Source organism: Achromobacter sp. Marseille-Q4954 (assembly GCF_943737025.1).
Classification (GTDB): domain Bacteria; phylum Pseudomonadota; class Gammaproteobacteria; order Burkholderiales; family Burkholderiaceae_B; genus Achromobacter; species Achromobacter bronchisepticus_A.
In genome coordinates, this window is sequence record NZ_CALSFQ010000002.1 from 1,370,736 (window position 1) to 1,391,721 (window position 20,986).

Here is a 20,986-nt window from a genome sequence, read left to right on the forward strand (position 1 = left end):
GCGCGCTTCAGCCGCGCGCCAGCGGCGCGCCCAGGAAATCGCCGAAGGCGGCATAGAAGCCTTCCTCGTTGTCCCACGGAATCATGTGGCCGGCGGCGGGCACGCGGTGATGTTGCGTGCCGGGAGCCAGGCGTTGGATCTCGGCCACGTCGGCGTCCAGCACCACGTCGCCCCGCTCCGCCGTGATCAGCAGGACCGGCACGTCCAGGAGCGGCAGGTCGGCGTGGATGTCGTCGCTCTGGAAGGCCTCGAAGCTCTGGATGATGGCGCGCTCGTCGCAGGTGTGCAGCCATTCGGCGCGCAGCTGGCGCTGCTCCTCGGTCCAGGTCGGGCAGAACGCGCGCATGGCCTCGGCGTCCATGCCGTGGCGCGCCTGCGCCATGGAATCGACATACCAGGGCAGTTTGGCGGGATACGGCCGGCGGCCGGGACCGGACACCGGCGGGTCCACCAGGACCAGGCGGCTCAGTCCTGCCGGCTGGCCGCGCCCGGCGCGCACGCCGATGCGTCCGCCCATCGAATGGCCGACCACGCTGTAGCGCGCCAGGCCCAGCGCCTCTGCGAAGGCCAGCACGTCGGCGGCCTGCGCGTCCAGGCTGTAGTCCAGCGTGGCGCCGGCTGCGGACAGGCCGCGGCCGCGCACGTCCAGCACATAGGTGTCGAAAGCCGCGCCGAAGCGCTCGCCGACGAAACCCCAGGTGACCGCCGGGCTGGTGATGCCCGGCACGATGATGACTGGATCGCGCCCAGCGCCGCGTTCGCCGCCGTAGCGCAGGTAATGCTGGCGGATCCCATTGGCATGGACGTTGCCGCCATACAGGAAGTTGCTCATGTCAGTCTCCCGGGCTGGGCTCAGAGTTTGAACAGGCGTCGCGCGTTGCCGTTGCAGATCAGTTCGCGGGTCGCGTCGTCCATCGGCGTCTGCTCGATGAATTCCACGGCCAGCGCGGTCGATTCGTAGGGATAGTCCACCGAGAACATCACGGCCTCGCGGCCCATTTCGGCGATGGCGGCCATCAGCGTGGGAGGCGAACAGACCCCGGACGTGGTGATGAGGATGTTGCTGCCCAGGTATTCGGAAGGCGCGCGCGCCAGCTTGATGCCGTGCGAATAGACCGCGAAGCGGCTGTCGAAGCGCCAGCGCAGGAACGGCAGGCCTTCGCCCATGTGGCCAAGGATCAGCTTGACCGCGGGAAACCGGTCGAACACGCCGCCGAACAGCAGGCGCAACGCATGGGTGGCGGTTTCGACGCCCCAGCCCCAGCACGCGCCCACCAGCTCGGGGTGGCCCGAGTAGGCCTGCGGAATGACGTAGGGATCGGACGGGTGCAGGTAGACGGGCACGTCCAACTCCTGCACCTTTTCCCAGAACGGGTCGTAGGCGCGGCCGTCGTAGTACACGCCATTGGTGTGGCCGTTGATCAGCGCGCCCTTGAAGCCCAGCTGCTTGACGCAGCGCTCCAGTTCGGCGGCGGCGACCAGCGGATCATGCATGGGCACGGTGGCGAAGGCGCCGTAGCGCGTCGGGTGGCGGGCCACCTGCTCGACCAGAAAGTCGTTGTTTTCCTTGGCGCGGCGCAGCGCGACGGCGGCGTCGGCTTCGGCCTGCACGCCCGGCCCGGTCTGCGACAGGATGACGTAGTCGATGCCGCCGCGGTCCATTTCGCCCAGCCGGACTTCGTCGAAATCCACCAGGCGCGCGGCCAGGTCGGCCAGCACGGCGGGATCGATGTGCTGCGCGAAGCTCTTCGAATAGTCCTTGAATCCGACCGCGGTGTAGTGCTCCTCAAACGCGATCTTGCGTACTTTGCTCATTCCCCTACTCCCAGTTTGATGGCGCGGACCCTGTCCTGCCACGGCGCGTCAGCATTGTTTATCAGTACACTGACTATTACATCGGAACAATCGGAATCGCGCGCAGCCGCTTTCCCATTGGGAAAAGTCCTGCGAGGGCTTCCAAATTTACGTCAGTATACTGACTTTATAGTCAGCGTACTGACAAATTAGGGAAATCCCGGAGCGCAAAAAAAGGCCGCCACGGCGGCCTGGCCTACAGGCGGTGTTCAGCCGCCTTCGTCCAGGTCGGCAGGCGTGTCGACATCACGCAACACCCCGGGATCTTCGGTGGGGACCCATTGCAGTCCGGGTTGTTTGAGCAGCCGCCGCGCGCCTTCGTCCCCGCTCAGCGCCGCCAGCTGCGGCAGCAATTCCGCGCGAAATCCCACCGGATGGCCGCGCTGCCCCTGGTACGCGGGCGCGGCCATCGGCGCATCGCGCAGCGCATCCAGCACGCTCTCCAGGCTTGCGCGGCGGATCCAGGGCATGTCGGCCAGCGCGACCAGCACCGCGGCAGGCGTGCCGGGCAGGCCCTGCAGATACTGCGCTGCCACGGCCAGGCTGGCCCCCATGCCCTCCTCCGCCCGGTCCGTCTCCAACACCACGCAGTCTTCCGCCCGCAACAATCCGGCCAGCGCGGCGCGGCCGGGCCGCACCACGGCGACGACCATGTCCACCGCCGCGCGCAGCGTCCGGGCGCTGGCTGCCGCCACGCACACGCCCTGCGGCAGCGGCGCCAGCAGCTTGTCGGCGCCCGGCCGCTGCGCGGCGTAGCGCGAGCCCTGCCCCGCCGCCAGCAGGATGCCGGCGCGCGCGGGGCCCGGGTAGGGATAGACACTAGAGACAGTCGCCATAATGATCAGTATAGTGAATATAAGCCGTGGCAGCACCGCGGCCTTTCACTGTGAGAAGCCGATGAACGCTCTGGATCTGGACGTATTGCAACATGCGCGGGACTGGGTAGCCGCGGGCAGCCGCGTGCACCTGGTGACCGTGGTGCAGACCTGGGGCTCGGCCCCGCGCCAGGCGGGCGCCATGCTGGCCGTGCGCGAGGATGGCCGCATGGTCGGTTCGGTTTCCGGCGGCTGCATCGAAGACGACCTGATGCTGCGCGCTCGCGAAGGCACGCTCGAGGACGCCCCGGCGCGCCTGACCTACGGCGTCACCCGCGACGAGGCCGCACGCTTCGGCCTGCCTTGCGGCGGCACGCTGCGCCTGATCAGCGAACCGCTGCGCAACACCCAATGGCTGGACCTGGTGCTGCAAGCCATACGCGGCCATGGCCTGATCCAGCGCACGGTGGACCTGCAGGACGGCAGCAGCTCGGTGTCTCCCGCCGGCCCGGCCGACGGCCCGGATTTCGACGGCCGCATCTTCCGCAGCGTCTACGGTCCGCGCTGGCGGCTGCTCATCATCGGCGCCAACCAGACCGCGCAGGTGCTGGCCAACATCGCCGCCACGCTGGATTTCCACGTCACGGTCTGCGACCCGCGCGAGGAGTTCTACGGCGACTGGAATCTGTCCCAGGCAACCCTGCTCACCAGCATGCCCGACGACGCCGTGCTGGAAATCGGCACCGACGAACGCACCGCCATCGTGGCGGTCACCCACGATCCCAAGCTCGACGACATGGCCTTGCTGGAAGCGCTGAAATCGCGGGCCTTCTATGTGGGCGCGCTGGGTTCGCGCGCCAACCAGCAGAAGCGCCGCGAACGGCTGCGCTTGTTCGACCTGGACGACAGCCAGATCGCGCGCCTGCACGGCCCGGTGGGCCTGCGCATCGCCAGCAAGACGCCGGCCGAGATTGCGGTGGCGATCGCCGCCGAACTGATCTGGGTCCGTAATACGCTGGGCGACGGCGAGGCCGCCCGCAGCGCGCCCCAAACCAGCGCGCTGCCAGGCTGAAGCAGACAGGCCCCTGTCCTACATGGGCTTGAGCGTGGTGCGGCTGTACTGGTTATTGGCTTCCACCAGGGTGGAAAGCAGCTTCATGAAGATTTCCTGGTTGCGCGTGGACAGCGGCTCCAGCAGGCGCTGCTGGGCGCGGGCCATGCCCTCCTGCAAGATGCCCATGATGCGCAGGCCTTCCTGGGTGATGACGGCCTGGCGCGAGCGCTTGTCGTTGGGATTGATGCGCCGCTCCACCAGGCCGCGCTCCTGCAGGCGCTTGACCACATCCGCCGTGGTGGTGCGATCCAGGCCCAGCTCCATGCCGATGGCGGTCTGGTCCAGCCAGGGGCTGAGCGACAGCGCGGTCAGCACGCCATACTGCACCGGCGTCACGTTCTGCGTCTTGCACTCCTCGTAGAACATGGCGTAGTGGATCTGGTTCAGGCGCCGCACCAGATATCCAGGACGCGACCAAAGCACCTGCTTGGCCGGATCGAAGATCTTGGTGTCTGCCTTATGAGTTGCGACGCGCTTCTGGGACGTCGTCTTTTTCTGTACATCCGGCACGTTGAGGCAGCTCCAGTTTAGTTAGTGTACTGAGGATAATACCACCGCCTCCCGCCTGTCGAGCGGCACACTGCCGACGCTTGCGTGAAATCAAAACCGCACAGCACGCAGCCGCGGAACCAGCCACCCGGCCTATCGCGCCTGCTGCGCCAGATATTCCTTCAACGTCTGCACCAGCGCCGCCGCGGCGGGCGACAGGCTGCGGTTGCGCGCCGTGACCAGCCCGATCGAACGCTCGGCCACCGGTCCGATCAGGGGACGCTGCACGATGCCATTTTGCGCCACCGCCGCGGCAGCGATTTCGGGCAGCGCGGCGACGCCGAATCCGCATTCGACCATGGCGACGATGGTGGTCAGATGCTCGGCCTCGAAGGCAGGCGTAAAGCGTATCCGGTTCTGCAGGAAAGCCCATTCCGTGTACTGCCGCACACTGCTGGGCTGCACCATGGACACGTGCGCCGCATCCGCCGTATCGGCCCAGCGCAGCGGCCCGCGGGCACGCGCCAGCGGATGGGCTTCGGGGATCAAAAGCAGGAAACTGTCGGACATCAGCGGCACGTAGTGCAGATCCCCGTGCTGCGGGTCGGCCGCGGTCAGGGCGAAGTCGACCTCGCCCGCGCGCACCAGGTCGAAAGCCGGACCCGACAAGGTGTCCCGCACCTTCAGGGCGACCAGCGGATGGGCCTGGCGATAGGCCATGAGCACCCGCGGCAGCAGGCGGGCGGCAATCGAGGGCAAGGCCGCCACCGATACCTGGCCCTGTTCCGCATTGACGATGCCGCTGACCGCGGCAATGGCGTCGCGGAAGGCCGCTTGCAGGGCGGCAGCCTGCTGCATGAAGACCTCGCCCGCGGCGGTGAGGCGGACGGTGCGCGTGGTGCGGTCGAACAGGCGCACGCCCAGCGCGTCTTCGATACGCTGGATCTGCGTGGACAGGGCCGACTGCGACAGGTGCAGCTGCGCCGCCGCCTGGCGGAAGTTGAGCGTGCGGCCCAGCACCAGCGTGGTATCGATATCGCGCATCGAAAGATTGATCTGCATGCCGGGCGCGGCCTCTCTATTGATCTAAATACAAGATCATTCTATCCAAAAAATCTGATTCATCAATCAAAGCGGGTTCTCTACACTCGCCTGCAGCGTAGTTTCAGATGAAGGAGCAAACCATGCAGACGGACGCGATCGCGCTGCCCAATCCGGGCGCGGCGCATGCGGTGGTGGTGGGCGGCGGCACCATGGGAGCCGACGTGGCCGTGGTATTGACCCGCGCGGCCTGCCGCACGACGGTGATCGAATCGAATGCCGGGCGCGCGGCGGGCGTGCCCGCCCGCGTCGCGGAAAACCTCAAGACCATAGGCCGGGAGGCGAACGCCGCCCTGCTGTCCACCGCCGCCAGCCTGGACGAGGTGGACTGGTCCGGCGTGGACCTGGTCATCGAGTGCATCCCCGAACGCCTGGACATCAAGCAGGCGCTGTTCGCGGACCTGGCGCAACGCGCCCGGCCCGACGCCATCCTGGCCAGCAACAGTTCCAGCTTCCCGATCAGCGCCATCAGCCAGGGCCTGGATACCCGTGGCCGCATGCTGGGCCTGCACTTCTTCATGCCCGCGCATCTGGTGCCGCTGGTGGAAGTGGTGCTGGGCGAAGCCAGCGACAACGCCTGCGCCGACACGCTGATCGAATTCATGCGGCGCTGCGGCAGCGTGCCGGTGAAGGTGCGCCAGGACCTGCCGGGTTTCCTGGCCAACCGCCTGCAGCACGCGCTGTCGCGCGAAGCCTTCGACCTGATCGACCGCGGCATCGCCTCGCCGGAAGACGTGGACGCGGCGGTGCGTTTCGGCTTCGGTTTCCGCTTCCTGGCGGCCGGCCCCGTGATGCAGCGCGACCATGCCGGCATCGACGTGCATGCCGCGGCCGGCGCCACCATGTACCCCACGTTCTGCAACGCCAGCGAACCGGCGCGCTGCCTGACCGAACGCGCCCAGGACGGCCGCCACGGCATGAAGACGGGCGAGGGCTTCTACGCCTGGACGCCCGAAACCATCAGTGCCGAACGCGCGCGCTACGACCGCCTGTTGCGCGCGGGCCTGGACCTGATTGCCCCCGAACTGCCGGAGATCAAGCCGTGAGCAACACCCCCCTGCCCCGCGCCGCGCTGGCCGACTCGCCCGTCATCATCACCGTGGCGCCCAATGGCGCCTACAAGAAGGCCGCCGACCATCCAGCCGTGCCCCTTACCGCCGAAGCCCTGGCGCGCGAAGCGCGCGCCTGCCTGGACGCCGGCGCCGCCATGATGCACATGCACGTGCGCAAACCCGACGGCAGCCACCTGCTGGACGCCCAGGCCTACCGCGACGCCCTGGCCGCGGTGCACGGCGCCGTGGGCGACGAACTGCTGGTGCAGGTGACCAGCGAGGCCGCCGGCGTCTACAAGGCGGCAGAGCAGATCGCCCTGGTGCGCGAGCTGCAACCCGAGGCCGTGTCCATCGGACTGCGCGAGATCGCCGTGCCGGATATCCCGGAAAGCGAGCTTGCGGCTTTCCTGGCCTGGATCGCCGAACGCCGCATCATGACGCAGATCATCTTGTACGACGAAGGCGACGTGCGCCGCTGGCTGTCGCTGCGCGCGCGCGGCCTGGTGCCGCCGGGAGCGTGGTCGGTGCTGTTCGTGCTGGGCCGCTACAGCGCGGGCCAGACCTCTTCGGCCTATGACCTGCTGCCCTTCCTGGCCGCGTACGACCAGTCCCTGCCCTGGGCAGTATGCGCCTTCGGCCCCGAGGAGAACGCCTGCGTCACCACCGCCGCCGCGTTCGGCGGCCACATGCGCGTGGGCTTCGAAAACAACTTGAAGCTGCGCGACGGCAGCACCGCGCCGGGCAATTCGGCGCTGGTGCTGCAGGCCGCGCAAGGCGCGCAGGCGCTGGGCCGCCCGCTGGCCACGGCGGCCGACGCTCGCCGCATCTATGGCGCGGTCGGCTGACGCGGCCTGGGCGGCGCTACTGCGCCGCCCCTTCTATCGCCTGCGCAACGTTGATTGCCTGTTCCTCCGAGTTCATCGTCAGGTTCAGGATGCCCTCCTCCATGGGGCCTGCGATGCGCGGCACGCCCACCAGCCTGCCGTCTATGGTGAAGACCAGCCACTTTCCCGGGTACTGGCGGCCGATCTGCGCCAGCTTCTGCGCACCGGGCGGCGTGAACCGCAGGCTGACGAAAGGCTGTCCATCGCGGGTCTTCATGGGCGTGGCGGCATTCAGATCCGCCCGGGTAAGCGCGGGCGCCAGCAGGAAGTAGTAGGTCTTGTCGGACATCCGCAGCTCGCGCAGATCGGCGCCCGGCCGGTCCTGGGCCAGGCGGAACTCGACCGCCGGCGTGGCAGTCCGCGCCTGCGCCGCGGTGTCTTGCGGCGCAGGCTGGATGGCAGGGGTCGCGGCATTCGCGCCCTTCTGAGGCGCCATGGGCTGGCAAGCCGCCAGCAATGCGCTCGATGCAATCAAAGCCGGAAGAATGATGCGACGTGTCATGGCTGTATACCTCTCATGAATCATTGAGGCCGGGGCGGCAGGCCGCGAGCCTGCGTTCGTGCGGCATGTATTCACCATTGATATCCCACTCCCACGCTCGCGCCGTAGTCGCCGCGCGAACTGCTGCTGGCCAGGCCCTTCACCACCCATCTGCCGCTGTCGGACACCGTGGACAGCCCCATGGCGAAGCCGCTTTCCCCGCGCCACGTGCCGCCGCCCATGCTGAGCATGCTCCTGCCGGGCAGATAGGCCTGAGGCAGCGCCGACATGGCCATGGCGGAAGCGACGCCGGCGCTCAACCGGTTGTCCAGCCCTTGCACGTCCTTGCGCAAGCCCGCCACCTGGTTGCTCAAGCCGCTCGCGACTTCCCGCAACTGGTTCACGTTCACCGCATCGGTTCCGGCGGTGCCGCGGGCCACGTGCGTGATCTGGCGTTCGGCCCCGGCCGAGCCCACCGAAACCGTGTTGTCGCGGTCGGCGACAGACCCCGCGCCCAGCGCCACGGCATTGCTGCCCGACGCCTTGCTGCCGTTGCCCAACGCGGTGGTTCCCGCGCCGGTTGCCTGCGCGCCATTGCCGATCGCGGTGCTGTTCTTGCCCGAGGCCACCGCGCCTGCACCGCCCGCCGCCGAATTGCTGCCGCTGGCCTTGGGCGGCTTGGCCGCCTTTTCCTCCTGGCTGGTCTGGAACATGCCGGCGGCGCCATTGCTGATGCTCGTCACATCGTCTTCGACATTGGCCACGCGCTCATCCAGCGCGGTGAGCTGGTCGCCGACCTGCAGCACATTGCCTGCCACATCCTGCAAGCGCTTGTCGGTATAGTCGTTGGCCTGCTTGAGCGCGCCGTCCAGCTGCCGCAGATTCACGCCGTCCGTGGCCTCGCGGCCATCGGCCAGATTGCTGAGCGTGCGCTCCGCCCCCGACGAGCCCACGGATACCGTGCCGACCGACTTGTTTTGCGTGTCCGAATACTTGCCGGCGTAGTTCTCCGCGCCCCTGTCCGCCACGGCGCCTGCGCCCAGTGCGACATCGCCATCCTTGCCCGCTGCCGCGCCATTGCCCAAGGCAACCGAGTTGGCGCCATTGGCCGCCGCGCCCGGTCCCATTGCAATACTCCCGACGCCGTTGGCCTGCGAGTCCGGCAGCATCGCCGACGCCCCGCCATTGGCATGGAAGTATTTGATCCCAGCGCCTCCCTTGGTGAAGTTATCGACCGTATCGCCGATCGACTTGACGTACTGATTGGTCTCGAACAGCTGCGAGCCATTGACCGCCTCCGTGCTGTCCGCCGACAGCGCGCCCCGCGCCACGTTCCTCAGCACCGAGGCTGCGCCGCCGGGGTTCAAGGTCACCATGGCGTAGTTGGTGGTGCCGTCCGCATTGAGGTCATATTTCACCCCTCCCGCTTCGAGCCCGCTCACATTCGAGGCCAGCGCCTTCAACTGGCTGACGTTCACAGCGTCGGAATCCACAGTACCCGCAGCCACCCCGTTGATCTGCCGATACATACCGGTATCGGCGTCACCCACGGACAACGCGGCCAAGGTGCTGCGCGTGGCGTTCACGGCCGCGCCATTGGCGCCCAGGGGCACATACCCTGCTGCCCCGGCCACCGCCTTGGCGACCGATCTCGCGCCCAGCGCTACGCCACCGCCCGCGACGACCTGGCTGCCCGCGCCCAAGGCGACTCCCTGGGCCGCGTCAGCCAAGGCTTGCGTTCCCATCGCGATGCCATCCGCCGACGTCGTGCGCGCCTGCTGTCCCAGGGCGATGCCGCCGGGCGCGCCCTGATCCACCACAGCCCGATCCCCGATCCCCAGACCGCGGTCGCCATTGACCACCGCCTGCGGTCCGACCGCGATCGACTCAATCCCCACCGCCAGGGAATCGGAAGCCGCCGAGTTGACATGGAAGTACTGAGTCCCCGTGGTCGTCAAGGAGCCGATCGCGCCGGTCAGTTGCCGCAAGGTCACCGCATCATGCTCGTCTGTACCGTCCGCCACGTTGGTAATCTGGCGGTACGCGCCATCGTGGCCCACGGATACCGCACCCAGCAAGGTGAGATCCGCCGTGTTGAACGGCACCAGGGCGCCGCCGCTGCCGACCGCAAGACTGCCCGTGGTCGGCGTCAACGCCCGGGCGGACACGGAACCGGAACCCAGCGCCACGCTCCCGTCCTGGCTCGCCTGGGCCTCACGGCCCAGCACCAGCGCGTTGCCGGCAGAGGCCCGCGCGTTGTAGCCCAGCGCCGTGCTGCCCACGCCCTGCGCGTAGGCGTCGTCTTCCGCCAGCCCCGATTCGTTGGTCCGCGCATAGCGTAAGCCCAGCCCGTTGTCGGCCTTGTTGGTCAGGTTGGGGTTCCCCGTCAAGTGTGTGTACGTGTCGCCCATGGTCGTCAAGGTATCGCCATGGTCGGTCAGCCTGTCGCCCATGCGCTGCACGTCCAGGTTCGTCTCGTGCAGTTGCGAACCATTCACCGCATCGGTGCTGGTGGCCGACAACGTTCCCCGCGCCACGTTGGTGAGTTTGGTGCCCCCTGTCATGCCGCCGTCCAGGGACGCGGATCCCGCCAGGGTGACAAGGCTCTTGGGATCACCTGCAATGCCGTCATAGGTCACCGCCCGGTCGCCCAGGCTGCCGACATTCTCGGCCACGGACTTGAGCTGGCTTACGTTCACCGCATCCGTGTCGGACGCGCCCGCGGCCAAGTGAGTGAGGCGGCGCTCCGCGCCCGTCGAGCCTATGCTCACCTCGCCCACCGGTGCCGCGCCCGCCACCGCCGCCGTACCCGACCGGTACGCCGCCGCGCCCAGCGTCGCGCCGTTGGCGACCGCGTTCGCGCCCAACGCCACGCTACCGGCATGGCTTGCCTGGGCTTCGCGCCCAATTGCCAGCGCATTGTCGGCCGTGGCCCGCGCGTTGTAGCCCAGCGCCGTACCACCGGGGTTCTGCGCGTAGGCGTCGCTGGGCGTGAGTCCGCGTTCGTTGGTCCGCGCATAGCGGATGCCCAGGCCATTGGCATCGGTATACGTCCCGCTCGTATCGCCGGTCAGGTTCGCCAACGAGCCGCCAAGGCTGGTGAGCGTATCGCCCAGGGTCGTCACGGTCCCCCCGATGGTCGTGACCGTGTCGCCGAGGTTCGTCACGGTATTACCTATGCTGGTCACCGTATCGCCCATGGTCGTCACCCTGTCTCCCACGCGCTGCACTTCCTGGTTTGTCTCATGCAGCTGCGAACCGTTCACCGCGTCGGTGCTGGTGGCCGACAGCGTCCCCCGCGCCACGTTGGTGAGCTTGGTACCGCCCGTCATGCCGCCGTCCGTGGATGCCGATCCCGCCAAGGTGATGAGGCTCTTGGGATCACCCGCGATGCCGTCATAGGTCACCGCCCGGTCGCCCAGGCTGCCGACATTCTCGGCCACGGACTTGAGCTGGCTTACGTTCACCGCGTCCGTATCGGACGCGCCTGCAGCCAGGTGAGTGATGCGGCGCTCTGCGCCCGTCGAGCCTATGCTCACTTCGCCCACCGGCGCAGCACCCGCCACCGCCGCCGTACCTGACCGATACGCCGCCGCGCCCAGCGTTGCGCCGTTGGCGACCGCGTTCGCGCCCAACGCCACGCTGCCGGCATGGCTTGCCTGGGCTTCGCGCCCAATTGCCAGCGCATTGTCGGCCGTGGCTCGCGCGTTGTAGCCCAGCGCCGTACTACCGGGGTTCTGCGCGTAGGCGTCGCTGGGCGTCAGCCCCCGTTCGTTAGTCCGCGCATAGCGGATGCCCAGACCGTTGGCGTCCGTGTACGTCGCACTCGTATCGCCGGTCAGGTTCGCCAGCGTGCCGCCAAGGCTGGTGAGCGTATCCCCCAAGGTCGTGACGGTGCCTCCGATGGTCGTGACCGTGTCGCCGAGGTTCGTCACGGTGTCACCCAGGGTCGTCACCGTGTTACCCATCGTCGTCACCGTGTTACCCATACTGGTCACCGTATCGCCCATGGTCGTCACCCGGTCTCCCACGCGCTGCACGTCCTGGTTCGTCTCGTGCAGTTGCGAACCGTTCACCGCGTCGGTGCTGGTGGCCGACAGCGTCCCCCGCGCCAGGTTGGTGAGCTTGGTGCCGCCCGTCATGCCGCCGTCCGTGGATGCCGATCCCGCCAAGGTGATGAGGCTCTTGGGATCACCCGTGTTGCCGTCATAGGTCACCGCCCGGTCGCCCAGGCTGCCGACATTCTCGGCCACGGACTTGAGCTGGCTTACGTTCACCGCATCCGTGTCGGAAGCGCCCGCGGCCAAGTGAGTGAGGCGGCGCTCCGCGCCCGTCGAGCCTATGCTCACCTCGCCCACGGGCGCAGCGCCCGCCACCGCCGCCGTACCCGACCGGTACGCCGCCGCGCCCAGCGTCGCGCCGTTGGCGACCGCGTTCGCGCCCAACGCCACGCTGCCGGCATGGCTTGCCTGGGCTTCGCGCCCAACTGCCAACGCGTTGTCGGCCGTGGCCCGCGCGTTGTAGCCCAGCGCCGTACTACCGGGGTTCTGAGCATGGGCATCGCTGGGCGTAAGCCCGCGCTCGTTGGTCCGCGCATAGCGGATGCCCAGGCCATTGGCGTCGGTATACGTCCCGCTCGTGTCGCCGGTCAGGTTTGCCAACGAGCCGCCAAGGCTGGTGAGCGTATCGCCCAGGGTCGTGACGGTCCCCCCGATGGTCGTGACCGTGTCGCCGAGGTTCGTCACGGTGTCACCCAGGGTCGTCATCGTGTTACCCATCGTCGTCACGGTGTTACCCATGCTGGTCACCGTGTCGCCCATGGTCGTCACCCGGTCGCCCACGCGCTGCACGTCCTGGTTCGTCTCATGCAACTGCGCGCCGTTCACGGCATCGGTGCTGGTGGCCGATAACGCCCCCCGTGCGAGATTGGTCAGCCTGGTGCCGCCGGTCGCGCCGCCGTCCGTGGACGCGGAACCCGCCAATGTGATCAGGCTCTTGGGATCGCCCTCGTTGCCGTCATAGGTCACCGCCCGGTCGCCCAAGGCATTCACCGCCTGATTCGTGGCATGAAGCTGCGAGCCGTTGACGGCATCCGTGCTGAGAGCGCCGAGCCGCCCTGCCGCAACGTTCGTGATGGAGCGCTCCACACCCGTGCTGCCCACACTGACCGTGCTGGCGGGCGTCGCCCCGGCGAACGAGTAGGATCGCCCCGCGATTGCGGCGCCGGACGTGCCGACGGCTGCCGAGGTGGCGGATCCCGCCCCCAGCGCGACGTCGTCCGAGTTGGTTGCGACCGAATCGAACCCCAACGCCATGCTGCGCGCGGCCAGCGCGTTGGCATCGTTGCCAACAGCCAATGCCGCGGCGCCCGCAGCCGCCGAGCTATTGCCCAGCGCGACGGCCCCGGCTCCGGTGGCCCGATTGGCGTTGCCCAACACCACCGAGTTTTCACCGATCGCCGAACTACCGCGGCCGATGGCCACGGCCGAGAAATTCCCTGTGGCGCCATCCGCCACGCTGTCGATGCCGACGGCCACATCGCCATCGCGCCGAGCCTGCGCACGCGTGCCTATCGCAACGGAATCCGCCCCCATGGCACGCGACTCCCCTGCGATCGCGACGGCATTGAGACCCGAAGCCTGCGCCCCCGCCGCCGCGGTATTGGAGGAGTTATTGCCGCCGATGGCGACGCTGCCGACCGCCGTGGCGCGCGCCCATTGGCCAAGAGCGGTCGAGCCCAGGGCGAGGGCTCCCGCCTGCATGCCTACGGCTGTGCTGCGGATTGCCGCCGTAGCCGCAAACCCCAGGGCGGTCGCCGCATTGCCCGTCGCCGTCGCTTGAAAACCCAGGACCTGCACGCCTACGAAATTGCCGCCATCGGCATCGCATCCAATCACGTTGGACCACAGGCCGGATCCATCGCGCGGACCCTTACCCGCAGGATAGGCTATGCCGTCAGGTCCCGTCCCTTTGGGAGAAGCGCAACCATTCGGGTTGTACGTTGCTGCATGACCTTGCGGACTCGTTCCCATCAGGCTCGCCAGTACCGCAAGTCCCGCTGCAATATCGAGCCTCATGTTCAGCTTCGGGCGCTTCCGAACGGATTGCCCGCCTGCCCCCCTGTCTTCGTCCGCACTGATCCAAACGTTCCTGAGTATCTTGTTCATGAATGGGTGCTCCAGTTCAAAAACTCTAGGGAACTTCTCGTCTTCGCAGCCATTCCCTGCGGCGCTGACGGCACCGTGAACACGCTGCGGCGACTCACGCCACCCGGCTACGCAAGCGCTCTGGCCGAAGCCGGGCTCTCGCCAACTGCGCCACGCAAGCGGTCGATCTATTGATGGAGATGGAAAAGGAAATGCGTCGGAACTATCGCGGGACGCCTCGCTTGCCGGCGGAGGAGTCCCGCAGCGACTGCATCGGGTGATGCATTGAGACCAAGACTACGGCGCGCAATTGCAATCGCACATTGCACTTGGGCCTATGGGACGTATCGGCTTAGCCTGCCTATACCGGCAGGCCGCTAGCGGGTAACAGCGGGAACTGACATGCCCGCCGCTGCGCCCACTAAACAAATGGACCGCTCATCCGTCTGTGGATCGGGGCATGGGTTTCTTGAGGAGCGGTTCCGTGGATTTGCTGGCAGCGATACGCATCTTTCTCCGCGTGGTGGAACGCGGAACCATCTCGGGCGCGGCACGAGATCTCGATCTGAGCCAACCGTCAGTGAGCGAACGCATCGACAAGCTGGAGCGTTTCCTCAGTGCCCGCCTCTTGGTGCGCAGTTCGCGCAAACTGAGCTGCACCGCTGAAGGCCGGACGTTCTACGAACAGGGCAAGCAGTTGTTGGAAGCGGCGGAAATGACGATAAATTCCGTATCATTGAGCAACCTTCAGATACAAGGAAGTTTGAGACTCGCCGTGCCGCAGTGCCTGGGCGAGATCGTGGTTCCCAAAGCCCTGATGAACGTGCGCACGGCCCACCCCGATCTGCACATCGATCTCATGCTGAACGACACCATCGCCGACCCGGTCACCGAAGGCCTCGACATTTCGCTGCGCCTGGGCCGTCTCAACGAAAACGGGGGCTACATTGCCTTTCCGCTTGGCTGGGTGGCTCGCAAGCTGGTAGCGGCGCCTTCTTATCTTGCTGCTCACGGCCCCATAGAAGCGCCGGCGGACCTGGCGTCCCATCCGTTCATCCGTTTGAAGGCTATTTTCGCGAACGATCAAGTGCCGCTGGCGCGCGAGAACGGCCCGGTGACCCAGACGCGCATCAAGACCGCCATGACCGTCAGCCACTGGCGCCCCATGTACGATCTGATCCTCGCTGGCGGCGGCATCGGCATCCTGCAGCATCCCGCGTGCGCCAGGGCATTGGCGCAAGGACGCCTCGTCGAACTGCTGGACGGCTATCGCGTGCCGCCGCTTCCGCTCAACGCGCTGCTTCCGCCCCTGCGTCCGATGCCGCAACGCGTGCGGGCGGTCCTGGAACTGCTGAAGCGGGACATTCCGGCGCTGCTCCAGCCCGCGGTTTGAACCGCGCGTCGGTCTCTGCGCCTTGGCGCGCCTTCGGGTCATCCATCTGCAGCCAGATCTTTCAATGACGGATTTTTTTCATCGCCAGCCTGACCGTTTTGCATCTTGCTATACAGCGCCGCGCGCACATTGTTACGCCGTGGTGCAACATTGACGCCTTTCAAAGCCATCTGCTAAAAGCTTCGATATCCGCACGTTAAACGCAATGCCCCAACTGTCGTAGTGAGGTGCTGTGTGCAAAACGAGTCCGATGGCTACACCAAGCCTCAGGAACTTCGAAGTTTCCTGTTCCTGACGGCCGTCATGGCCCCCGTCCTGTCGGTCATCATCGTGGCAGGTTACGGTTTCCTCGTCTGGTTCTATCAGCTGATCGCCGGCCCCCCCGGTAGCTGATGCGACGCGACGGAACCCCTCCCATGTCCGCGCTCCCCCATTCCGCGCCGCCTGCGGCGCCGCCAGAGCTGCATATCGCCAGCATGGTGGTGCACGCCGCGCCGCGCCGCTTGCCCGACGTCCGCCTGGCGATTCTTGCGATCTCCGGAGCGGAAATCCATGGCGCTTCCGACACCGGAAAACTGGTGGTCACCCTGGAAGCCCCCTCCACCGACGACATGATGGCCCGGATCTCCGAGATCCAGCGCCTGGATGGCGTGCTGGCTTCGGCGCTGGTCTACCAGCACGCCGACTCGCTGGACGCGATGAACGAGGAGATTGACGATGGCAATGGCTCGTAGAGACTTCATCAAGCAATCCGCCGCCGCAGCAGCCGCCACCGTGGCCGGCATACCCATCGTCGGCTACACGCAGAACATCGTCACCGAATCCGAGGCCGCCAAGCTCAAGTGGTCCAAGGCGCCCTGTAGGTTCTGCGGGACCGGCTGCGGCGTGAACGTCGCCGTGAAGGACAACCAGGTCGTGGCCACGCACGGCGACTTCAACGCCGAGGTGAACAAGGGCCTGAACTGCGTCAAGGGCTATTTCCTGTCCAAGATCATGTACGGCAACGACCGGCTGACCACGCCGCTCCTGCGCATGAAGGACGGCAAGTACGCCAAGGACGGGGAATTTGCGCCGGTGTCCTGGGACCAGGCCTTCGACGTCATGGCCGAGCAATTCAAGCGAGTGCTGAAGGACAAGGGCCCCGAGGCCGTGGGCATGTTCGGCTCGGGGCAATGGACCATCTGGGAAGGCTACGCCGCGCTCAAGCTGATGAAGGCGGGCTTCCGGACCAACAACCTGGACCCGAACGCGCGCCACTGCATGGCCTCGGCGGCGGTGGGCTTCATGCGCACCTTCGGCGCCGACGAACCCATGGGCTGTTACGACGACATCGAGAACGCCGATGCCTTCGTGCTGTGGGGCTCCAACATGGCGGAGATGCACCCCATCCTGTGGACCCGCGTGACCGACCGCCGGCTGTCCGCCCCCAAGACCCGGGTGGTGGTGCTGTCCACCTTCGAGCACCGCTCCTACGAGCTGGCCGACATGGCGTTGACGTTCACGCCGCAGACGGACCTGGCGATCCTGAACTACATCGCCAACCATATCATCCAGACCAAGCGCGTGAACCGCGACTTCGTCGACAAACACACGACGTTCCGCGAAGGCAATACCGACATCGGCTATGGGCTGCGCCCCGACCATCCGCTGCAAAAAGCCGCCAAGAACGCCGGCGATGCCGGCGGCTCCAAGCCGATGACTTTCGACGAATTCGCCAAATTCGTCTCCAAGTACGATCTGGACTACACCGCCAAGCTGAGCGGCGTGCCCAAGAAGCAACTGGAGGAACTGGCCGAACTCTATGCCGACCCGAAAGTACGCGTGACCTCTTTCTGGACCATGGGCTTCAACCAGCATACGCGCGGCGTGTGGGCCAACAACATGGCCTACAACATCCATCTGCTGACCGGCAAGATCTCCACCCCGGGCAACAGCCCATTCTCGCTGACCGGCCAGCCCTCTGCCTGTGGCACCGCCCGGGAAGTGGGCACGTTCTCGCACCGTCTGCCGGCCGACCTGGTGGTGACCAATCCCAAGCACCGCGCGCACGCCGAGGAAATCTGGCAACTGCCCGACGGCACCATCCCCAGCAAGGTGGGCGCGCATGCCGTCCTGCAGAACCGCATGCTCAAGGATGGCCAGATCAACGCCTACTGGGTGATGGTCAACAACAATATGCAGGCCGCGGCCAACCTGATGAACGAAGGCCTGCCCGGCTACCGCAACCCCGAGAACTTCATCGTGGTCTCGGACGCCTACCCCACGGTCACGACGATATCGGCCGACCTGATCCTGCCCACCGCCATGTGGGTCGAAAAGGAAGGCGCCTACGGCAACGCGGAACGCCGCACCCAGTTCTGGCACCAGCTGGTCAACGCGCCGGGCGAGGCCCGCTCGGACCTGTGGCAGTTGATGGAGTTCTCCAAGCGCTTCAAGGTCGAGGAGGTCTGGCCCGCGGATCTGCTGGCCAAGAAGCCCGAGTACCGGGGCAAGACACTGTTCGACGTGCTGTTCGCCAACGGCAAGGTCAATCGTTACCCCAACACCGAGCGCGACAAGGACTACGCCAACCAGGAAGCCGAGGCTTTCGGCTTCTATGCGCAAAAGGGGTTGTTCGAGGAATACGCCGAATTCGGGCGCGGCCATGGGCATGACCTGGCGCCGTTCGATACTTACCATGAAGTGCGCGGCCTGCGCTGGCCCGTGGTCAAGGGCAAGGAAACGCTGTGGCGCTACCGCGAAGGCAGCGACCCCTACGTGAAGCCGGGCGCCGGCTTCGAGTTCTACGGCAACGCCGACGGCCGCGCGGTGATCTACGCCCTGCCCTATGAACCGCCCGCCGAATCGCCGGACAAGGAATACCCGTTCTGGCTGTCCACCGGACGCGTCCTGGAGCACTGGCATTCCGGCTCGATGACGCGGCGGGTGCCGGAGCTATACCGCGCCTTTCCCAACGCGGTCTGTTTCATGCACCCCGACGACGCCCAGGAAATGGGCCTGCGGCGCGGCGTCGAGGTGGAGGTCGTGTCGCGGCGCGGCAAGATGCGCACGCGCCTGGAGACCCGCGGCCGCGACAAGCCGCCGCGCGGCCTGGTGTTCGTGCCTTGGTTCGACGCCGGCCAGCTGATCAATAAGGTCACGCTGGACGCCACCGATCCGATCTCGTTCCAGACCGACTTCAAGAAGTGCGCGGTCAAGATCGTCAAGGTCTGAAAGGCGAACCGGAGACAGCCATGAACCTACGCGCCCTTACTCTCGCGACATGCGTCATCCTTGGTTCGGCCGCCTGGGCGGCGCCGCCGCTGGAGGTCGAAGACCCCATGCGCGGCCCCACCCCCGTCGCGCAGGAAACCGACCCGCCGCTCATCAGCCCGGTCGAAAACAAGGACATCCGGCGCATGCGCACGTATTCGATGCAGCCGCCCACCATTCCGCACAAGATCGACGGCTACCAGGTCGACAAGGACTTCAACCGCTGCCTGGCCTGTCACGCGCGCGTGAACACCGAGGAGACCCAGGCCCCGCCCCTGAGCGTGACCCACTACATGGACCGCGACAGCAACGTGCTGGCGGAAGTCTCGCCGCGCCGCTACTTCTGTGTGCAGTGCCACGTGCCGCAGACCGAGGCCAAGCCGCTGGTGTCCAATACCTACCAGGACATCGATGTGATCCTCAAGCGCCTGACCGCCCCGGCGCCCGCCAAGAAGTAAGCGACGGAGGCAGCCATGCTCGGACTCATCAAGCGCTACTGGAACATCATCCGACGGCCCAGCGTGCATTTCAGCCTGGGCTTCCTGACGGTCGGCGGATTCATCGGCGGCATCCTGTTCTGGGGCGCCTTCAACACCGCCATGGAACTCACCAACACCGAGAAGTTCTGCACCGGCTGCCACGAGATGCGCGACAACGTGTACGCCGAGTTGAAGGGCACCATCCACTTCACCAACCGCTCCGGCGTGCGGGCGCTGTGCTCGGACTGCCACGTGCCGCACAACTGGACCGACAAGATCGCGCGCAAGATGCAGGCGTCCAAGGAGGTCTGGGGCAAGATCTTCGGCACCATCGACACGCGCGAAAAATTCGTGGAAAAGCGCCTGGAGCTGGCCCAGCACGAATGGGCGCGCTTCAAGGCCAATGACTCGCTGGAATGCCGCAACTGCCACAACTACGAATACATGGACTTCACGCGCCAGAGTCCGCGCGCGCAGAACATGCATTCGACCTATCTGGCGGACAAGAGCAAGACCTGCATCGACTGCCACAAGGGCATCGCCCACAAGCTGCCCAACATGGGGCCGGGCCCGACCTCCATGGCGCCGGCGCCGGCAGGCCCGGCGAAGGAAGTGGCGCATGCGGCCCGCTGACGCGCCGCCGCCCATGCTTTGCGCGCGCGGCCTGGCCAGCCGCCGCGGATGTTCCGCGCCCGTGGATTTCGAGCTGCATGGCGGCCAGTTGCTGCACGTGCGCGGCGCCAACGGCAGCGGCAAAACCAGCCTGCTGCGCATGTTGGCCGGCCTGCTGCGGCCGCTGGCGGGCAGCGTGCTGTGGCGCGGCGACGATGCGCGCCGCGATGCCGCCGGCTACCGCGCCTGCATGGCCTACCTGGGACACGGCAACGGCCTGTGCGGCGAACTGAGCGCCGCCGAGAACCTGCGCTACGCCCTGCACGTCGCCGGCACGCCGCAGGCCGAAGCTCGGTTATCGGGCACCCTGCGCGCATGGCGCCTGGAATCCTGTGCCGACATGCCCGCCCTGCGCCTGTCCCAGGGACAGGGCCGGCGGCTGGCGCTGGCGGCGGTCGTGCTCGGCGCCAAGCCCCTGTGGCTGCTGGATGAACCCGACGCCGGCCTGGACGCGGCCAGCCTGGAGCAGCTGCGCCTGGCGCTGGAAGCCCACCTCGCGGCCGGCGGCGCCGCCGTGCTCGCTTCGCACCGCGAACCCGGCACCGCCGCCACGCATACCCAAACCCTGAACATGGATGACTACGCGGATGCTGGCTACGCTGTCGCAGTTGGCATTGCGTGAAATCCGTTTGGCCTGGAGACGGCCCGCGGACACGCTGGGCGCCACCCTGTTCTTCATCGTGGCCGGCACGCTGTTCCCCCTGGCGGTCGGCCCCGACCCCGCGCTGCTGCTGGCCATCGGACCGGGCGTGCTGTGGGTCTGCGCCCTGCTCGGCATCCTGCTGACGCTGAACCGGCCTTTCGCCCAGGACTACGACAACGGCGCGCTGGAACAGCTGCTGGTGTCGCCGCACCCGCTGCCGCTGCTGGTGGGCGCCAAGCTGGCGGCGCACTGGTTCAGCAGCTGCCTGCCCCTGATCCTGGCCAGCCCGGTGCTGGCGCTGCAGTTCGGCCTGTCGCCGCAGGCCATCGGCATCCTGGTCCTGTCGCTGCTGCTGGGCACGCCGACGCTGGCGCTGGTGGGCGGGCTGGGCGCGGCGCTGACGCTGGGCCTGCGCGGCGGCGCCCTGCTGCCGCTGCTGGTGCTGCCGCTGTACGTGCCGGTGCTGATCTTCGGCGCGGGCGCGGTGTCGGCCTCGCACGCGGGCATGGGCGCCGGACCGCAATTGTCATTGCTGGGCGCATGCCTGTGCCTGGCCATCCTGTTGTGCCCCTGGAGCGCCTCGGCGGCGCTGCGCGTGGCGCTGGACTGAG

19 protein-coding genes are annotated in these 20,986 nt (G+C 67.1%); 11 read left to right on the plus strand and 8 right to left on the minus strand.

The window, feature by feature from the left end; genetic code table 11:
- Nucleotides 1-7: 7 nt before the first annotated feature.
- From NGK62_RS24345 to NGK62_RS24355, 3 genes are all read right to left on the minus strand, one after another.
- Nucleotides 8-832: an alpha/beta fold hydrolase gene (locus NGK62_RS24345; protein WP_118933897.1), complete on the minus strand. Its 825-nt coding sequence runs from the start codon at nt 830-832 to the stop codon at nt 8-10.
- A 20-nt stretch (nt 833-852) separates the two neighbouring features.
- Nucleotides 853-1,815, minus strand: a complete 963-nt coding sequence (locus NGK62_RS24350; protein WP_059378445.1) for an amidohydrolase family protein — start codon at nt 1,813-1,815, stop codon at nt 853-855.
- A 248-nt stretch (nt 1,816-2,063) separates the two neighbouring features.
- A complete protein-coding gene (locus NGK62_RS24355; protein ID WP_187774054.1) occupies nt 2,064-2,690 on the minus strand; it encodes a nucleotidyltransferase family protein in 627 nt (208 codons plus the stop codon).
- A 61-nt stretch (nt 2,691-2,751) separates the two neighbouring features.
- Here NGK62_RS24355 and NGK62_RS24360 point away from each other — a divergent pair, with 61 nt between their 5' ends.
- Complete coding sequence (locus tag NGK62_RS24360) at nt 2,752-3,741, plus strand: XdhC family protein (RefSeq protein WP_251880701.1); 990 nt, start codon at nt 2,752-2,754, stop codon at nt 3,739-3,741.
- Nucleotides 3,742-3,759: 18 nt separating this feature from the next.
- Here the strand turns inward: NGK62_RS24360 and NGK62_RS24365 are convergent, their stop codons facing one another.
- On the minus strand, nt 3,760-4,227 hold the full coding sequence (locus NGK62_RS24365) for a MarR family winged helix-turn-helix transcriptional regulator (RefSeq protein ID WP_370127811.1): 468 nt from the start codon (nt 4,225-4,227) through the stop codon (nt 3,760-3,762).
- Between the two features lie 198 nt (nt 4,228-4,425).
- Nucleotides 4,426-5,334, minus strand: coding sequence for a LysR family transcriptional regulator (locus NGK62_RS24370; protein ID WP_059378440.1), 909 nt, complete (start codon nt 5,332-5,334; stop codon nt 4,426-4,428).
- Between the two features lie 122 nt (nt 5,335-5,456).
- Here NGK62_RS24370 and NGK62_RS24375 point away from each other — a divergent pair, with 122 nt between their 5' ends.
- The gene (locus tag NGK62_RS24375; protein ID WP_118933978.1) at nt 5,457-6,419 is read left to right on the plus strand and encodes a 3-hydroxyacyl-CoA dehydrogenase family protein; all 963 of its coding nucleotides are present in this window, start codon (nt 5,457-5,459) and stop codon (nt 6,417-6,419) included.
- Nucleotides 6,416-7,270 carry a beta-keto acid cleavage family enzyme gene (locus tag NGK62_RS24380; protein WP_251880702.1) on the plus strand — a complete coding sequence of 285 codons (855 nt, stop codon included), beginning with the start codon at nt 6,416-6,418 and terminating at the stop codon, nt 7,268-7,270. Before NGK62_RS24375 ends, NGK62_RS24380 begins: the two co-directional genes overlap by 4 nt.
- 16 nt (nt 7,271-7,286) lie before the next feature.
- Here the strand turns inward: NGK62_RS24380 and NGK62_RS24385 are convergent, their stop codons facing one another.
- Nucleotides 7,287-7,811, minus strand: a complete 525-nt coding sequence (locus NGK62_RS24385; protein ID WP_251880704.1) for a SecDF P1 head subdomain-containing protein — start codon at nt 7,809-7,811, stop codon at nt 7,287-7,289.
- 71 nt (nt 7,812-7,882) lie between these two features.
- The gene (locus NGK62_RS24390) at nt 7,883-13,552 is read right to left on the minus strand and encodes a YadA-like family protein (protein ID WP_251880705.1); all 5,670 of its coding nucleotides are present in this window, start codon (nt 13,550-13,552) and stop codon (nt 7,883-7,885) included.
- Between the two features lie 868 nt (nt 13,553-14,420).
- On the opposite strand from NGK62_RS24390, the gene NGK62_RS24395 reads away from it, so the two are divergent.
- Nucleotides 14,421-15,329, plus strand: coding sequence for a LysR family transcriptional regulator (locus NGK62_RS24395; RefSeq protein ID WP_251880707.1), 909 nt, complete (start codon nt 14,421-14,423; stop codon nt 15,327-15,329).
- A 38-nt stretch (nt 15,330-15,367) separates the two neighbouring features.
- Here the strand turns inward: NGK62_RS24395 and NGK62_RS32360 are convergent, their stop codons facing one another.
- Nucleotides 15,368-15,493, minus strand: a complete 126-nt coding sequence (locus NGK62_RS32360) for a hypothetical protein (RefSeq protein WP_280014944.1) — start codon at nt 15,491-15,493, stop codon at nt 15,368-15,370.
- A 70-nt stretch (nt 15,494-15,563) separates the two neighbouring features.
- Here NGK62_RS32360 and napE point away from each other — a divergent pair, with 70 nt between their 5' ends.
- The 7 genes from napE to ccmB are packed head-to-tail and all read left to right on the plus strand — an operon-like array spanning nt 15,564 to nt 20,985.
- On the plus strand, nt 15,564-15,722 hold the full coding sequence (napE, locus tag NGK62_RS24400) for a periplasmic nitrate reductase, NapE protein (RefSeq protein ID WP_013393095.1): 159 nt from the start codon (nt 15,564-15,566) through the stop codon (nt 15,720-15,722).
- Between the two features lie 23 nt (nt 15,723-15,745).
- Nucleotides 15,746-16,063, plus strand: a complete 318-nt coding sequence (locus NGK62_RS24405) for a chaperone NapD (protein WP_059379386.1) — start codon at nt 15,746-15,748, stop codon at nt 16,061-16,063.
- Complete coding sequence (gene napA / locus NGK62_RS24410) at nt 16,047-18,542, plus strand: periplasmic nitrate reductase subunit alpha (protein ID WP_059379385.1); 2,496 nt, start codon at nt 16,047-16,049, stop codon at nt 18,540-18,542. Before NGK62_RS24405 ends, napA begins: the two co-directional genes overlap by 17 nt.
- A gap of 20 nt (nt 18,543-18,562) precedes the next feature.
- Nucleotides 18,563-19,039, plus strand: coding sequence for a nitrate reductase cytochrome c-type subunit (locus tag NGK62_RS24415; protein ID WP_059379384.1), 477 nt, complete (start codon nt 18,563-18,565; stop codon nt 19,037-19,039).
- Between the two features lie 15 nt (nt 19,040-19,054).
- Nucleotides 19,055-19,693, plus strand: a complete 639-nt coding sequence (locus NGK62_RS24420; protein ID WP_059379383.1) for a cytochrome c3 family protein — start codon at nt 19,055-19,057, stop codon at nt 19,691-19,693.
- Nucleotides 19,680-20,354, plus strand: coding sequence for a heme ABC exporter ATP-binding protein CcmA (gene ccmA / locus NGK62_RS24425; protein ID WP_118933959.1), 675 nt, complete (start codon nt 19,680-19,682; stop codon nt 20,352-20,354). The genes NGK62_RS24420 and ccmA overlap by 14 nt, the downstream gene beginning before the upstream one ends.
- Nucleotides 20,320-20,985: a heme exporter protein CcmB gene (gene ccmB, locus NGK62_RS24430; protein ID WP_013393089.1), complete on the plus strand. Its 666-nt coding sequence runs from the start codon at nt 20,320-20,322 to the stop codon at nt 20,983-20,985. The genes ccmA and ccmB overlap by 35 nt, the downstream gene beginning before the upstream one ends.
- The last annotated feature ends 1 nt before the right edge of the window (nt 20,986 follow it).